We start from the raw sequence: 14,275 nt of genomic DNA, 5'->3' as shown, positions 1-14,275 counted from the left end.
CTGCTGTTCGACCTCAACGATTTCGACGAGACCAGCCTCGGGCCCTGGGAATGGGACCTGAAGCGGCTTACCGCCAGCTTCGTGGTGGCGGGCCGGCATCTGCGCCACAAGCGGGGYGTGATCGACGACCTGGTCTATCGGGTCGTGCGTAGCTATCAGGAGCGGATGGCCACCTATGCCGGGATGGGCATCCTCGACACCTGGTACGACTGCATTACCTTCGAGCGCCTGATGGCCGAGACGCCTTCACCGCAGATCCGCCAGCGCCTGGAGCGCGGGATAGCGCGCGCGACCAAGCGCGCCAGCGAGGCGCTGTTGCCGAAGCTGTCGGAGCGGGTTGGCGAGCGCTGGGTTATCCGCGACGCACCGCCGGCCATCTTCCATCTACACGGCCAGAACACGCTGTTCTCCCCCGACGACGACTGGATGAAGATCGACGACGCCGGAAAGGCGCTCGACAAGTCTTTCGAGGCGTACCTGGGCACCCTGTCGCCCGACCGGCGCCAGTTGCTCAGCCATTTCACGCGCCACGATGCCGCCTTCAAGGTGGTGGGGGTGGGCAGCGTCGGCACGCGCTGCCTGATCATCCTGATGATCGACAAGCACGGCAAGCCGCTGTTCCTGCAAAGCAAGCAGGCCACACAGTCAGTAGTGGCGTGCTATTTCAAGTCGCCGCCGGTGATGCATGAAGGCCGGCGTGTGGTGGAGGGCCAGCGGCTGATGCAGGCGGCCAGCGACGTGTTCCTTGGCTGGAACAACGGGCCGTCCGGCCGGCATTTCTACATGCGGCAACTGCGCGACATGAAGCTGTCGCCCGCGATCGAGCTGATGGATCATGAATTGCTGGCCAGGTTCGCGGCGCTGTGCGGCTGGGTGCTGGCGCGGGCCCATGCCAAGGCCAGCGGGATGGCGCTGGAGATCAGCGGCTACCTTGGCAATAGCGATGCGATGGCCGATGCGCTGTTGGGGTATTCGAACGCGTATGCGGATCAGGTCGAGCGCGACTACGACGTGTTTGTCGGTGCCTGCCGCTCTGGCCGGCTGGAGGCGCGCACGGATGAAGACATCGCCGCGGATTTTCAAATCTAGGCGCTCGCCGAAATCCGCGGATCGAGGAACACCACCGGGCCGATTCGAGTCCGGAGGGTGTCTATGTCGCTGATCAGCTAGGCTTGGGCGCAGTCGCGGTTCGAGATGACGCACGCGCCGCGCGGTGGGCATGGAGTTGCAGCGCCCGGTTCGCATCGGCCTGTGCGACGTGTCCCGCTTCCTGACCCGCCAGATCGACACGCGGGGCACCTTCCACCAGGCAGGTCCAGTAGCGGGTGCCGCGGCACCAGGTCCGGATCGCGTCGCGCAGCACCGACTCCGTCAGGCCAAGTTCCTGCGCGTGCTGGACGAGATCTTCGAAGATGCCGATCTTGAGCGCTACCTTCGGCGCAGGATTCTTCGGAAAAGTTTGCGGGAAGCGCTTTTGCAGCTTCGCGATGGCCTGCAGCACCGGATCCACGGGCTTCGCCGGGCTGACCGGAGCCACCGGACGCGCGCGCCGCGTCTTAGCCTGTGGCGCGGCCTTCGCTTGCCTTGCCAGTTGTTCCTTCAGTGCCGCCAGTTGTTCGAAGCCCATCGTGTCCAGCCAGTAAAAAAACTTGGTGCGATTGTAGCAGCCCTACGCGATTCACCTTGCCGCCCCCGCCGCGGYGGGAATCGGCCAAATCAGGCATCGTGGCCAGGACGGGCGCCCGTCACACTTCGCGCGTCCCCCCAATTCGGTGCCGTTCCTGCGTGGCTTCATGCCAACAGCGCTCCGCGCCCTCCCTGGCGGAACCCATATCCGCCAAATTTTGTTACATCTACAGAATGCTAAACCGGATATTTCTATCTGTGGACGGTAATTTTGGCGGTAGAACTGCCATCCACTTCCATCAGGCGCTTGCTGGGCGTACCTTTGCTGGACGTGTTTGTTTTCATGGGTATAAAATAAAATTCACAAACATGAAAAAATGATCGGTTTGCCTGTCGCCCTCCCTGGGTGGGGCGAAACTGGCAAGGAGACTGCAATGACATCCCCCTCGTCCTCGCCGACCTGCTTCGTCCGTGCCGAAGACGTGCCCGGCTACCACCCGGCCAACCATGTGGGTACGCTGAACCGCCGCATCATTGGCCGCGAGAATGTCGGTGCCACCCAGCTTGAGGTGATCCACGGCACCATCGAGCGCGGCAAGGGCGCCTTGCCGCACGCCCATCCCGGTATCGAGCAGGTTTGCTACGTGCTGGAGGGCAGGGCGCTCGCCGAGGTGAACGGCCAGTCGCGCGAGCTTGGGCCCGGCGACTGCTGCTTCTTCCCCGCCGGATCCATGCACGTGTTCACCGTCATCAGCGACGAGCCCGTCAAGCTGCTGGTGATCTACGCCCCGCCTTATGAGGAATCCCCGGATCGCGTGATCCGTCCCGCCTGAGCATTGCCCCGTCCCGGGCGGTTGCCCGCAGCCGAACGGACGTTCGTAGTTGAAGCCTGGAGGAGATCCCGATGAAACTGTCTTCCCGACGCCGCCTGATGCTGTGCGCCGCGATCTGGAGTGCTGCGCCGGCCCTGGCCTGGAGCAGCGCCTATCCCAGCAAGCCGATCCGCATGGTGGTGCCTTACGCGCCGGGCGGAGCCTCCGATGTGGTGGCCCGGCTGGTCTCGCAGAAGCTGTCTGAGGCCCTGAAGCAGCCGGTGGTGGTGGAGAACCGGCCGGGCGCCAACGGCATCATCGGCACCGACCAGGTCGCGCGTGCCGCGCCGGATGGCTACACCTTGCTGCTGAACACCGCCGGCGCGCAGACGCTGAGCCCTGTCCTCTACAAGGCCGGCTACGAGCCGCTCAAAAGCTTCGCGCCAATCAGCCTGATCAGCAGCATCGGCTTCGTCATGGTGGTCCACCCGTCGGTACCGGCCAAGACCGTGCAGGAGTTTGTCGGGCTGGCGCGTTCCAAGAGCCGTCCGCTGAGCTTGTCGGCCGGCAGCAGCATGATCGAGCTGATCGGGGAAACCTTCAAGACAACCGCCGGCACGCCGGATGTCGTCAGCGTCTCCTATCGGGGTACCGGCCCGCAGATGCAGGCGGTGGTGGCGGGCGAGGTCGACATGACCATCGACCCCTTTAACGGGATGGCAATGATCCGCGCGGGCCGGCTGCGCCCGCTGGCAGTGCTGTCGTCCAGGCGCTCGCCGGCGCTGCCGGATGTCCCGACCATGCAGGAAGCCGGCATCCAGGGCATGAACTTCAATTCCTGGGCTGGCTTGCTGGCGCCGGCGGGCACGCCAAAGGAAATCGTTACGCGGCTGAACCAGGAAATCGTCCGGATCGTGGCCATGCCGGAGATCAAGGCGCGCCTCGCCGCCATCGACTATGAAGCCGTCGGCAGTACGCCCGAGCAGTTCGCCACCATCATTGCCGACGACGCCGCGCGCTGGGCCAAGCTGGTGAAGGACACGAACTATAAAGAAAAGACCGCGCCATGAAGCGGCGGGGCTGCCGGTCCGGGTGTTAGTCCGGCCGTCGGTTCCAAGCCACCACCACAAAGCGGATCCATCGCAGAGGGATCGCTAACCAGAAAGAAGCAGGAGACAACACGATGCCAAGATTTACCACGCTGCTGCGCGCGGCGCTGCCATTGCTGACACTCGCCGCGGCGCCGTACGCGGCGGCGGCCGATGCCTATCCCAGCAAGCCGATCCGCATGGTGGTGCCCTTCGCCGCCGGCAGCGGCACCGACGCGGTAGCCCGCATCACGGCCAAGGAACTGGGCGATGCGCTCAAGGCCAACGTGGTGGTGGACAACCGTCCCGGGGCCAACGGCGCCATCGCCGCTGAAATCGTCGCGCAGGCCGCGCCTGACGGCTACACGCTGTTCATGACCACCAACACCACGCATTCGGCCAACCCTTCGCTGATGAAGAAGCTGCCGTATGACCCGATCCGCGATTTCACGCCGGTGGCGCGCATGGGCAACCTGCCCTTCATCCTGGTGGTCAATCCCAAGTTGCCCGTCAAGACGGTGCCGGAACTGATCGCCTACGCGCGCGCTCATCCCGGCATGTCGTACGCCAGCGGCAACAGCACCGGCATCGTGTCGGGCGCCACCCTGGGCCGCATGGCCGGGCTGGACCTGCTGCACGTGCCGTACAAGAGCACGCCGCCGGCCATGACGGATGTGATTGCCGGGCAGGTGCCGATGATGTTCGTCGACGTGGCGGCCGGCATTGCCAACGTCAAGGCAGGCAAGCTGCGCGCGCTGGCGGTGACCACGGCGCAGCGCAGCCGCCTGCTGCCGGACCTGCCGCCGCTGGGAGACACGTCTGAGCTGAAGGGGTTCGACATTACCTCCTGGAACGGCGTGTTCGCGCCAGCGAAGACGCCGGCGGACGTGGTCGAGCGGCTCAACCGCGAGCTGTCCCGCATCGCCGCCAGCAAGGAAGTGGCGCCGCGTTTCGAGGCGCTGGGGTTTGAAGCATTCGGGCAAACGCCCAAGCAGTTTGCCGGCTTCGTCGCCGGCGAACTGGTCAAGTGGACCAAGCTGGTCAAGGACGCCGGCATCCAGCCGGAATGAGGCAAGCATGAACTTTGAAAGAACCCCCGAACAGCGCGCCATCGTCGAGGCGGTGACGCAGATTTGCAGCGACTTTGGCGCCGACTACTGGTCGGGGCTCGACGACGAAGGCAAGTTCCCCCATGCATTCCACCAGGCCATGGCGAAGGCGGGCTGGCTCGGCATCGCGATGCCGGAGGCCTATGGCGGCGCCGGGCTCGGGATTACCGAGGCGGCGCTGATCATGCAGACGGTGTCGGCGTCCGGCGCCGGTTTTTCCGGCGCGTCGGCCATCCATATGAATGTGTTCGGCCTCAACCCGGTGGTGGTGTTCGGCAACGAGCGCCAGAAGGAGGCGGCGCTGCCGCCGCTGATCGCCGGGCAGGAGAAAGCCTGCTTCGCCGTGACCGAACCCGATGCCGGGCTCGACACCACTCATCTCAAGACCCAGGCCGTGCTGTCGGCCGATGGTGGCAGCTATCGCGTGGACGGCCGCAAGATCTGGATCTCCACCGCCCAGGTGGCCGACCGCATGCTGCTGCTGGCGCGCACCACGCCGCTGGAGCAGGTGGCCAAGCCGACCCAGGGCCTGAGCCTGTTCTACACCGCGCTGGACCGCAAGCACATCGAGGTGCGCGAGATCCACAAGATGGGACGTGCCGCCGTGGACTCGAACATGCTCTTTATCGACGGCCTGACGGTGCCGGTGGAAGACCGCATCGGAGAAGAGGGGCGCGGTTTCGAATACATCCTGCATGGCCTGAACCCTGAGCGCATCCTGATTGCGGCCGAAGCCGTCGGCCTCGGCCGCGTCGCGCTGGAAGCGGCGACGCGCTATGCCAGGGAGCGCACCGTGTTCGGCCGCCCGATCGGCCAGAACCAGGGCATCCAGCATCCGCTGGCGCAGGCCTGGATGGCGCTGGAAGCGGCCGACATGATGGTCTGGAAAGCGGCGTGGCTGTATGACCAGGGCAAGCCCTGCGGCGCAGAAGCCAATACCGCCAAGTACCTGGCGGCGGAAGCCGCCCACCAGGCTTGCCAGACCGCGGTCCTGACGCTGGGCGGCATGGGCTATGCGCGCGAGTACCAGGTGGAGCGCTACCTGCGCGAATCGTATATCCCGCGCATCGCACCGGTCAGCGCGCAACTGATCATGTGCCATATCGCCGAGCGCGTGCTGGGTTTGCCGAAGTCCTATTGACGAGGCGGCGGGACAATCCCGCGCGGGGAACCCGCATTCTTTCAGCGATGAAAATAATAAAGGGCGCCCCGCCGATGCCAGCGGGGCGCCCTTGTTTCCCTGAGCGAATACGGATTTCCACAGGTCTCTGTCTCTATAGCCGACCCATCACGACCAGGACCACAATGATCAGCAGGACCAGTCCGAGGCCGCCGCTTGGGTAGTAGCCCCACCCGGTGCTGTACGGCCAGGTTGGCAATGCGCCGACGAGCAGCAGGACGAGGAGGATAAGCAAGATCGTACCGATGGCCATGACGGGCTCCTTGACGAATGGATAAGCGTGAGGTGCTTATGGGATGCCTATGGGGTGCTTATGGTTGTTCTGTGCGGGCTATGCAATGCGGTGCGGACCGGGGCCAGCGTTACTTGCCCAGTTCGTGGCCGATGACGCCGCCAGCCACCGCGCCGCCGATGGTTGCCGCCGTATTGCCGTGCGACAGTTCATGGCCTGCAACACCGCCGGCCACGGCGCCGGTAGCGGTACAGCCGTTCAGCCCGATCAGAAGTACCGCGCCCGCGATGAGCGCGCTTGCCAGTCTCAGCATGTTGGTCTCCTTGATGCGTGGTGCCGGTTGCGTGACAGGTACACCAGCCATGCCTACAAGATAGCCGGGCAGGTTGGCGGCACCAGCGGGGCTGCCTCTGATAAGGATGTAGGAATTGGACGACGCCGCGAGCGCGGCGTCAGGGAGGGAGGCGGTCCAGGCGGAAGGGGAAGTCAGCGGGCAAAGGCTGCCCGCCAACTGTTAGCGCAAGCGCTTGATCAGCGCGGAGGTGTCGGCGCGGCCGCAGCCGTCTTGCTGCAGGTCCGCGTAGAACTGGTCGACCACAGCCGTGACGGGCAGGCTGGCGCCGTTGCGGCGTGCTTCGTCCAGGCAGAGGCCGAGATCCTTGCGCATCCAGTCCACCGCGAAGCCGAAGTCGAACTTGCCTTCGATCATGGTGGGGCCGCGGTTTTCCAGTTGCCACGAGCCCGCGGCGCCCTTGCTGATCACGTCGAGCACGACCTTCATGTCCAGCCCGGCGCGCTCGCCGAAGGCGATGGCTTCCGACAGGCCCTGCAGCAGGCCGGCAATGCAGATCTGGTTGACCATCTTGGCCAGCTGGCCGGCGCCCGCGCCGCCGATCCGGGTGACCGCGCGCGCATAGGCGCCCAGCACCGGCTCGATCTGGGTGAACACGGCCTCGTCGGCGCCGCACATGATGGTCAGGATGCCCTTTTGCGCGCCGACTTCGCCGCCCGACACCGGCGCATCGACAAAGTGCAGCCCGCGCTCGCCGGCGGCGGCGTACAACTCGCGCGCGACATTGGCGCTGGCGGTGGTGTGATCCACGAACACACAGCCTGCCGGCGCCGTGCCGAAAGCACCATTGGCGCCGGTGAGCACCGCGCGCAAGTCATCGTCATTGCCCACGCAGGAGCAGACCACTTCGGCGTCCCGGGCGRCCAGCGCCGGGGTGGCCGCCGATTTGCCGCCGAAGGCCGCGACCCACTGCTCGGCCTTGCTTGCCGTGCGGTTGTACACGGTGACCTGATGGCCCTTGGCGGCGAGATGGGCCGCCATGTGATAGCCCATGACACCCAGGCCGATAAATGCAACACGCATGACTAGGAAACTCCAGGACCCGCGGTGAGCGCGGGCGAATGTGACAAAGTGGGCAGCCCCCCCGAAGCCGGGAATGCTGCCATTCTTGCAATGCAGCGTCAACAAGCCTTGCCGGTGCTCCCGGTTGTCAGCATGCGGGCGATCGACGCGGCTGTGGCGGGAGCAAATTGTTGCACGCACTCGCGCGTCAGCGCCAGCGTGTAGGCCAGCGCCATGATCCGATTGTCGAAAGTCCGGTTGAGCATGAATTGTGAGGAGAGCTCCATGCCGTTGCCCGGCTTGCATAAGCGGACGAGTGCGCCCCAGCGGCCGTCCTCCACCGGCAAGATATCCACGTCAATCGCATATTCTCCCTCCGTGCAGGTCCAGGCGGACCCCGCGAGCCGCCGTTCCGCTTTGTCAGTCACCATGTCGTTCCTCCGCGCTTTTCTGGCGAGAATCCCCGCGCACCGGGCCGTCCCGATGCCATGACTCCCGCTTCCTGGTCCGCGGTCATTGCCACGGGCCATGACTTCCTTGCAGGCGCCGGGCTATTTGCCGGCATCCTGCGCATGTCCGCCAGCGGGCACACCGCGCAGGCGCGGCAACCTGCTGGCATGTTCGGCGTTGACGGCGCCATCGGGTATGCGTCCGCGCAGCAGGTCTTCCACCTGGCGCACGGCATCCATGGCCTGGTGTTCGGCGGACTGCGGCGTCAGCCCGCCGATATGCGGCGTAGCGATGACGAGCGGGTGGCGGGCCAGGGCGAGGGAGGGTGTCTGATCGTGCCCCCGCCCGACATCCAGCGCGCACCCGCCGAGATGCCCCCGGTTCAGCGCGTGCAGCAGTGCCGGCTCATCCACCAGATCACCACGTGAGGCGTTGATGAAGCAGGCGCCGCGCTTCATGGCGCTGAAGGCGCCGCGATCGAACAGATTGAGGGTGCCCGGCATGACCGCCGCAAGGCAGACCACGAAGTCGGCGCGCGACAGCAGGGTGGGCAAGTCCAGGCGCTCCAGCGCGAGGTCATCGACGTCCGCATAGGGATCGCTGACCAGCACCTTCATGCCGAGTGCGCGGCCGAGCGAGGCGAGATAGCGGCCGATGGTGCCGTAGCCCACGATGCCGAGGCTGGCGCCCCGCAGCTCGCAGCCCATCGCGGGCGTCGCGTGGCCCCAGTTGTGATAGCTGGCGCTGGCCCGGCTGATGCCGCGGCCCAGGTCGATCATCACTCCCACCACCCATTCGGACACCGAGGCGGCGAAGCCGGGCGAGGCTCGCGTTACCAGGACGCCGTGACGGCTCGCCGCCTGGACGTCGATCTCCCGTATGTCCACGGCAACCCGGCACACCGCCACCAGGTCCGGCAGTGCCTGGAACACCGCGGCGGGCACCGCCAACTCGCGCGAGGCGACAATGATGTCGCAGCCGGCCGCGGCGCTTGCCAGTTCGTCCGGCGCGAGCCCGGCCTCGCTGTCATTAAGCCTGAGAGTGGCCACCGCACCGAGCCTGGCGAGCGCGCGGCCGCTGAAGTACAGCGCACGCGCGCTGGGCCCGTGCGTCAGGCAGATCGTGCGCATGACAGCCGTCTTGCATGGCTTCGATACATTCCGCGTCCTCGCCGTCTTAATCAACACTTTAGTAAAACGATTTAGTAAATCGGTTTACAAGATCATAGGCGAATGCCTGGCAAATGCAAGTGGGTACCGGAACGGGCCAGGACGACGGGCTTTGTGGCGTTCAGCCAGGGGATCACCAGAGGCCTGCCTGCACCGCATCGGGTTCGGCGCAGGCAGGCGAGACCCCAGCGGCCCTTGCCCGGCCCGCCACCGCCTGCCTGCCCGGCACCGCTGCCAGCAAGGCCTGCGTGTACGGATGGCGGGGCGAGCCAAACAGCGCTGCGGTAGCCGCTTGCTCCACCACGCGCCCGTCCTTCATGACGGCGACGCGGTCGCAGACCTGGGCGGCCACGCGCAGGTCGTGCGTGATCAGGATCAGCGACAAGCCGGTGCGCGAGCGCAGGTCGTCGAGCAGCGCCAGGACCTGGGCTTGCACGGAGACGTCCAGCGCCGAGACTGGCTCGTCGGCCACCAGCACGTCAGGCTCGAGCGCCAGCGCCCTGGCCAGGCCGATACGCTGGCGCTGGCCGCCGGAGAATTCATGCGGATAGCGGTCGAGCGCGCTGGGGTCCAGTCCCACCAGCTCGAACAGCTCAGCCGCTCGCTGGCGTGCCCGCAGCGGGTGCTCCCCGTGAATCAGCGGTCCCTGCGCAACGAGTTCCCCCACGCGCCGGCGCGGGTTGAGCGAACCGAACGGGTCCTGGAACACCATCTGGATACGGCGGGCGCGTTGCCGGCGCCGCGCCGCGCCGCCGGCGAGAAGATCTTCGCCATCGAGCCGCAGGCTGCCGCGGTCCGGGTCTAGCAGTCCCACCAGACAACGTGCCAGTGTGCTCTTGCCGGAGCCGCTCTCGCCCACGATGCCCAGCGCGCCGCCGCGCGGCAGCGTCAGGCAGACCTGGTCGAGTGCATGGACCTGGCGCTGGCCCCGGTCGAGCCAGCTGCCGCTGCGATAAGTCTTGCCGATACCGTCGATGGCGAGCAGCGTGTCACCCGCCACCACGCGTGGCGCCGGCGGCTCCAGCGCGGGCACGGCGGCCAGCAGCGCCTGGGTATAGGGGTGCCGGGGCCGCGCCAGGATCTCGGCGGCGGGCCCGGTTTCCACCACTTCCCCCTGGCGCATGACCGCGATGCGGTCGGCGATCTCCGCCACCACGCCGAAGTCATGCGTGATGAATAGCACCGCCGTGCCTTTGCGCTTCTGCAGTTCGCGGATCAGCCGCAGGATCTGGGCCTGGGTAGTGACGTCGAGCGCGGTGGTGGGCTCGTCGGCAATCAGCAGGCTGGGTTCGAGCGCCAGCGCCATGGCGATCATGGCGCGCTGGCGCTGCCCGCCCGACAACTCGTGCGGGTAGGCGCCGGCGGCAGCATGTGGCTGCGGGATCTGTACGTCTTCCAGCAGACTCAGCACCTTGCGCGCGATTTCCGCCTTGCCCAGCCGGGTGTGGGTGCGGAACACCTCGCCAATCTGGTCACCGATGGTGCGCAGCGGGTTGAGCGCCGTCATCGGCTCCTGGAAGATCATGCCGATGCGGGCGCCGCGTATGCGCCGCAACCCGGCTTCGGACAGGGCCGTGAGCTCGCGGCCTTCGAACAGGATGTGGCCGGCGCTGCGCCGCACCCCGTCGGGCAGCAAGCCAAGCACGGCGCCGGCGGTCATCGACTTGCCGGAGCCGCTCTCGCCGACCACGCACAGGACTTCGCCAGGCGCCAGCGCCAGCGAGACGTTGTTCAACGCCAGCCCGCGATCGGCGCCGGCAGGCAAGGCGACGCTCAGCGCGTCGATACTGAGAAGAAAGGGCAAGGGTCCGCTCATGGGCGCTTCAGCCTGGGGTTGAGTGCATCGTTCAGGCCTTGTCCGACCAGCGACACCGCCAGCACGGTCAGCAGGATGGCGATGCCGGGGATGGCCGACACATACCATTGCGAACGCAGCACGCCGCGCCCGCCGCCGATCAGGTTGCCCCAGGAGGCCACGTTCGGGTCGGACAGGTTGAGGAAGGCCAGCGCGCTTTCCAGCAGGATGGCCAGCGCCATCACCACGCTGGCGTACACCACCACCGGCGGCAGCGCATTCGGCAGGATCTCGCGGAAGATGATCTGCAGGTCGCGCATGCCCAGCGCGCGGCACGAGTGGACGAAGTCGCGGTTGCGCAACGTCAGGAACTCGGCACGGGTCAGCCGTGCCGTGGCGGGCCAGGATACGGCCCCGATCGCCAGCGTCACGGTGGCGATGCCGGAGCCGAATACCGAAACCAGCACCAGCAGCAACAGGAAGCTGGGCAACGTCTGGAAGCCTTCGGTCAGCCGCATCAGCAGGTTGTCGGCCCAGCCGCCGTAATAACCGGCGAACGCCCCGATCAGGATGCCGATGCAGACGGCGATTAGCGTGGCCACGAAGCCGATCAGCAGCGATACGCGCGCGCCATGGAAAATCTGGGCGGCAATGTCGCGGCCGGTCTGGTCGGTGCCGAGCCAGAAGCGCGGGTCCTCCAGCGGCCATTGCAACGGGCGCCCGGCCAGCGAAAGCGGGTCGGCCGGGAACAAGAGCGGGGCGGAGGCCGCCATGGCGATGACCGCCAGCAACACCAGCAGGCCGACGAAGGCGGCCGGGTTGCGCAGATAGCGTTGGAGCAGCTTCATGCCTTGCGTTCGTGAAGGATGCGGGGGTCGAGCAGCGCATACAGCATGTCGACAATGAAATTGATCGCGATCACCAGCAGCGCGCTGATAAAGACAATGCCCAGCAGGGTGTTCAGGTCGCGCTGCACCACCGAGTCATAGGCAAGCCGGCCCAGGCCGGGCAGTGCGAACACGCTCTCGATCACCACCGAGCCGCCCAGCATGGTGCCGAACTGCAGCCCCGCCAGCGTCAGCAGCGGCAGCAGCGCGTTGCGCAAGACATGCCGCACCAGCACCGCGTATTCCGCCAGCCCCTTGGCACGTGCGCTGCGCACGAAATCCAGGCTCAGCACTTCGAGCATCGACGCGCGCATGATGCGCAGGTAGATGGCCAGGTAGATCAGCGCCAGCGTCACGGTGGGCAGTACCAGGTGCCACGCGATGTCGGCGATGCGCTCCAGCCCCTTGTATCCTGCGGCCACATCCATGTAGCCGCCCGGCGGCAGCCACCCGAGGTGGATGGCGAACACCACGATGCCCATCAGGCCGAACCAGAACGACGGCGTGGCATAGAACACCAGGCCGAGCATGGACACCAGCGTATCCGGCCAGCGGCCGGCCCGGCGCGCCGCGGYGACGCCAAGCGCGACGCCGCACACGGCGGCCAGCACCTGGGCACAGCCCATCAGCAGCAGCGTGACTGGCAGGCGCTCCAGGATCACCGCTGCCACCGGCTTGCCATAGATGGCGGAGTAGCCCAGGTCCAGATGCACGAGACGCCACAGGTAGCGGCCGAGCTGCACCGTGGTGGAGGCGTCCAGTCCGTAGAACTGCCGCAACTGGCCAATGACCGCCGCATCGGCGCCACCCATCTCCGCCACCAGCGCGTCGACGGTGTCGCCGGGGGCGAATTGCAGCAGCAGGAACAGGCCGCACAGGATCAGCAGCAGGGATGGCAGGCTGGCGGCCAGCCTGCGCAGCGCGAGCAACAACACACGCATGGCCGGCTCAGGCCGAAAGCCAGGTGTCATACCAGCTGCTGGAGGGCCAGCGCGGCGTGTTGTGGTCGTTGTGCACGCGCTTGCTGGTGATCGAGTAGAACTCGCGCTCCGTCACCATCCAGACCGGCAGCTCGTCGTTGACCTCCTTGACCCATTCGGCATAGAGCGCCTTGCGCCTGGCCGGGTTGATTTCCGAAGCGGCATCGTCGATCAGCTTGTCGACCTTGGCCGATTGCCAGCCGTACTGGTTGGTCCAGGGCGCGCCCTTGGGGCTGCCGGAGCGGTACCAGACGGTGGTCGAGACCGCCGGATCGCCGCGGTACTGGTGCCAGCCCGTGGCCAGGTCGAAATTCCAGTCGCGGTAGACGGTCGACAGCGCGCCGGCGATGTCGAGCTGCTGCACCGTGACCTTGATGCCCACCTGGGCCAGCGACTGCTGCACGAAGGTGGCGAACAGCGGCACGTCCTCGCCGTTCTGGATCGGCACCAGCTTGAGCGTGAAGCGGTTGCCGTCGGCGCCGCGCTTGAAGCCGGCTTCGTCGAGCAGGGCCTCGGCGCGCTTGCGGTCGAACGGGTAGGGCTGCTTGCCACCCGGATAGAAGGACGACGTCGAGGGGATCGGGCCGGTGGCCGGCTTGGCGGTGCCGTACAGGAAATTCTTGATGAAGAACTCCACGTCAATGGCGTGCGCGATGGCGCGGCGCACCCGCACGTCCGACAGCTCCTTGCGGCGCACGTTGAACTCCAGCGTGTTGTTGTACGAATTTGCCTCCAGGCCCTTGGTGGACACCTTGAAGCGACCGTCTTTCTTGAAGCGCTCGAGGTCGGCCAGCCCCACGTGCGAATAGGTGGTCAGCTGTGCCTCGCCGGTTTCGATCGCGGCGGCAGCGGCTGATTTGTCGGTGACGATGCGCCACACCACGCGGTCCAGGTAAGGCGTGTTCTTGCGCCAGTAAGCGGCATTGCGCTCGGCGATCACGAACTGACCGCGCTCATACTGGACGAAGCGGAAGGGACCCGTGCCGATGGGCGCGGTATTGGCCGGATTTTCCAATACGCTGGTGCCTTCGAACTTATGGCGTGGCACCACGTAGCCCAGGTCGCACAGCGCGCGCAGCAGCAGCTCGATCGGCATCGGGCGGGAATAGCGGAACACCGCGGTCTGCGCATTGGGCGTGTCGACGGCTTCCAGGTACAGGTGCAGCGCGGTGCCGTAGTTCAGGTGCTTCTTCCACAGTTCCAGCGCGTTGTACTGCACGTCGGCCGAGGTGAAGGGCTTGCCGTCATGCCAGGTGACACCCTCGCGCAGCTTGAAGGTAATGGTCTTGCCGTCCGGCGAGCTGCTCCAGCTGGTGGCTAGCACGGGTGCCGGCCTGCCGCTGGCGTCCAGGTCCACCAGCGATTCGATGATCTTGCTGGAGACCACGTAGACGCCGGTGGATGCGCGCAGCGCAGGGTTGAGGATGCGCTGCTCGCCGCCCAGCAGGACCGTCAGCACGCCGCCCTTGCGCGGCGCTTCGGCGGACTGTGCCAGCAGCGTGCCCGGCAGGGCGGCGCCAGCGGCAAGGGCGCCGGATTGGATCAGGAAGTCGCGTCGGGTCAGGGACATGGCTGGGGTTCCACAAGGATCGA

The 14,275-nt window shown here is 66.5% G+C and carries 15 protein-coding genes; 5 read left to right on the top strand and 10 right to left on the bottom strand.

Annotation, left to right across the window (positions count from 1 at the left end):
• A partial coding sequence (locus AC1DN0_RS12070; protein ID WP_477145742.1) for a DUF2252 domain-containing protein occupies positions 1-1,089 on the top strand: 1,089 nt, incomplete at its 5' end.
• Positions 1,090-1,162: 73 nt separating this feature from the next.
• Here AC1DN0_RS12070 and AC1DN0_RS12065 read toward each other — a convergent pair.
• Complete coding sequence (locus AC1DN0_RS12065) at positions 1,163-1,510, bottom strand: ProQ/FinO family protein (RefSeq protein ID WP_441628540.1); 348 nt, start codon at positions 1,508-1,510, stop codon at positions 1,163-1,165.
• Between the two features lie 550 nt (positions 1,511-2,060).
• Here AC1DN0_RS12065 and AC1DN0_RS12060 point away from each other — a divergent pair.
• The 4 genes from AC1DN0_RS12060 to AC1DN0_RS12045 all read left to right on the top strand — a co-directional run bounded on the left by AC1DN0_RS12060 (position 2,061) and on the right by AC1DN0_RS12045 (position 5,776).
• Positions 2,061-2,459: a cupin domain-containing protein gene (locus AC1DN0_RS12060; protein WP_441628538.1), complete on the top strand. Its 399-nt coding sequence runs from the start codon at positions 2,061-2,063 to the stop codon at positions 2,457-2,459.
• Positions 2,460-2,530: 71 nt separating this feature from the next.
• Positions 2,531-3,508, top strand: a complete 978-nt coding sequence (locus AC1DN0_RS12055; protein WP_035862792.1) for a Bug family tripartite tricarboxylate transporter substrate binding protein — start codon at positions 2,531-2,533, stop codon at positions 3,506-3,508.
• A gap of 113 nt (positions 3,509-3,621) precedes the next feature.
• Positions 3,622-4,596: a Bug family tripartite tricarboxylate transporter substrate binding protein gene (locus tag AC1DN0_RS12050; protein WP_441628537.1), complete on the top strand. Its 975-nt coding sequence runs from the start codon at positions 3,622-3,624 to the stop codon at positions 4,594-4,596.
• Between the two features lie 7 nt (positions 4,597-4,603).
• A complete protein-coding gene (locus tag AC1DN0_RS12045) occupies positions 4,604-5,776 on the top strand; it encodes an acyl-CoA dehydrogenase family protein (protein WP_441628535.1) in 1,173 nt (390 codons plus the stop codon).
• Positions 5,777-5,909: 133 nt separating this feature from the next.
• Here AC1DN0_RS12045 and AC1DN0_RS12040 read toward each other — a convergent pair whose 3' ends face one another.
• From AC1DN0_RS12040 to AC1DN0_RS12000, 9 genes are all read right to left on the bottom strand, one after another.
• A complete protein-coding gene (locus AC1DN0_RS12040; RefSeq protein WP_441628533.1) occupies positions 5,910-6,068 on the bottom strand; it encodes a DUF3309 family protein in 159 nt (52 codons plus the stop codon).
• Positions 6,069-6,177: 109 nt separating this feature from the next.
• The gene (locus tag AC1DN0_RS12035; protein WP_441628532.1) at positions 6,178-6,360 is read right to left on the bottom strand and encodes a glycine zipper 2TM domain-containing protein; all 183 of its coding nucleotides are present in this window, start codon (positions 6,358-6,360) and stop codon (positions 6,178-6,180) included.
• 201 nt (positions 6,361-6,561) lie between these two features.
• On the bottom strand, positions 6,562-7,422 hold the full coding sequence (locus AC1DN0_RS12030; protein WP_477145741.1) for an NAD(P)-dependent oxidoreductase: 861 nt from the start codon (positions 7,420-7,422) through the stop codon (positions 6,562-6,564).
• Between the two features lie 98 nt (positions 7,423-7,520).
• The gene (locus tag AC1DN0_RS12025; RefSeq protein ID WP_477145740.1) at positions 7,521-7,832 is read right to left on the bottom strand and encodes a hypothetical protein; all 312 of its coding nucleotides are present in this window, start codon (positions 7,830-7,832) and stop codon (positions 7,521-7,523) included.
• Positions 7,833-7,952: 120 nt separating this feature from the next.
• Positions 7,953-8,981, bottom strand: coding sequence for an NAD(P)-dependent oxidoreductase (locus AC1DN0_RS12020; protein WP_441628529.1), 1,029 nt, complete (start codon positions 8,979-8,981; stop codon positions 7,953-7,955).
• A 172-nt stretch (positions 8,982-9,153) separates the two neighbouring features.
• Positions 9,154-10,836 carry an ABC transporter ATP-binding protein gene (locus tag AC1DN0_RS12015; protein ID WP_441628527.1) on the bottom strand — a complete coding sequence of 561 codons (1,683 nt, stop codon included), beginning with the start codon at positions 10,834-10,836 and terminating at the stop codon, positions 9,154-9,156.
• Positions 10,833-11,663, bottom strand: coding sequence for an ABC transporter permease (locus AC1DN0_RS12010; RefSeq protein WP_441628525.1), 831 nt, complete (start codon positions 11,661-11,663; stop codon positions 10,833-10,835). Before AC1DN0_RS12010 ends, AC1DN0_RS12015 begins: the two co-directional genes overlap by 4 nt.
• Positions 11,660-12,643 (bottom strand): ABC transporter permease, encoded by a 984-nt coding sequence (locus AC1DN0_RS12005; protein ID WP_477145739.1) that lies wholly within the window; start codon positions 12,641-12,643, stop codon positions 11,660-11,662. The genes AC1DN0_RS12010 and AC1DN0_RS12005 overlap by 4 nt, the downstream gene beginning before the upstream one ends.
• A gap of 7 nt (positions 12,644-12,650) precedes the next feature.
• Positions 12,651-14,252, bottom strand: coding sequence for an ABC transporter substrate-binding protein (locus tag AC1DN0_RS12000; RefSeq protein WP_441628521.1), 1,602 nt, complete (start codon positions 14,250-14,252; stop codon positions 12,651-12,653).
• Positions 14,253-14,275: the final 23 nt, after the last annotated feature.

The sequence above is a fragment of the Cupriavidus sp. 05N39 genome (assembly GCF_056397325.1).
Note: the sequence above shows the minus strand (reverse complement) of the source record. Positions and strands in the feature narration are given on the sequence as shown.

Bases quoted from the DNA above. Each gene is read 5' to 3' on its own strand.
- AC1DN0_RS12060 (WP_441628538.1), top strand. From the start codon at position 2,061: ATGACATCCCCCTCGTCCTCGCCGACCTGCTTCGTCCGTGCCGAAGAC.
- AC1DN0_RS12055 (WP_035862792.1), top strand. From the start codon at position 2,531: ATGAAACTGTCTTCCCGACGCCGCCTGATGCTGTGCGCCGCGATCTGG.
- AC1DN0_RS12050 (WP_441628537.1), top strand. From the start codon at position 3,622: ATGCCAAGATTTACCACGCTGCTGCGCGCGGCGCTGCCATTGCTGACA.
- AC1DN0_RS12045 (WP_441628535.1), top strand. From the start codon at position 4,604: ATGAACTTTGAAAGAACCCCCGAACAGCGCGCCATCGTCGAGGCGGTG.
- AC1DN0_RS12040 (WP_441628533.1), bottom strand. From the start codon at position 6,068: ATGGCCATCGGTACGATCTTGCTTATCCTCCTCGTCCTGCTGCTCGTC.
- AC1DN0_RS12035 (WP_441628532.1), bottom strand. From the start codon at position 6,360: ATGCTGAGACTGGCAAGCGCGCTCATCGCGGGCGCGGTACTTCTGATC.
- AC1DN0_RS12025 (WP_477145740.1), bottom strand. From the start codon at position 7,832: ATGGTGACTGACAAAGCGGAACGGCGGCTCGCGGGGTCCGCCTGGACC.
- AC1DN0_RS12020 (WP_441628529.1), bottom strand. From the start codon at position 8,981: ATGCGCACGATCTGCCTGACGCACGGGCCCAGCGCGCGTGCGCTGTAC.
- AC1DN0_RS12015 (WP_441628527.1), bottom strand. From the start codon at position 10,836: ATGAGCGGACCCTTGCCCTTTCTTCTCAGTATCGACGCGCTGAGCGTC.
- AC1DN0_RS12010 (WP_441628525.1), bottom strand. From the start codon at position 11,663: ATGAAGCTGCTCCAACGCTATCTGCGCAACCCGGCCGCCTTCGTCGGC.
- AC1DN0_RS12000 (WP_441628521.1), bottom strand. From the start codon at position 14,252: ATGTCCCTGACCCGACGCGACTTCCTGATCCAATCCGGCGCCCTTGCC.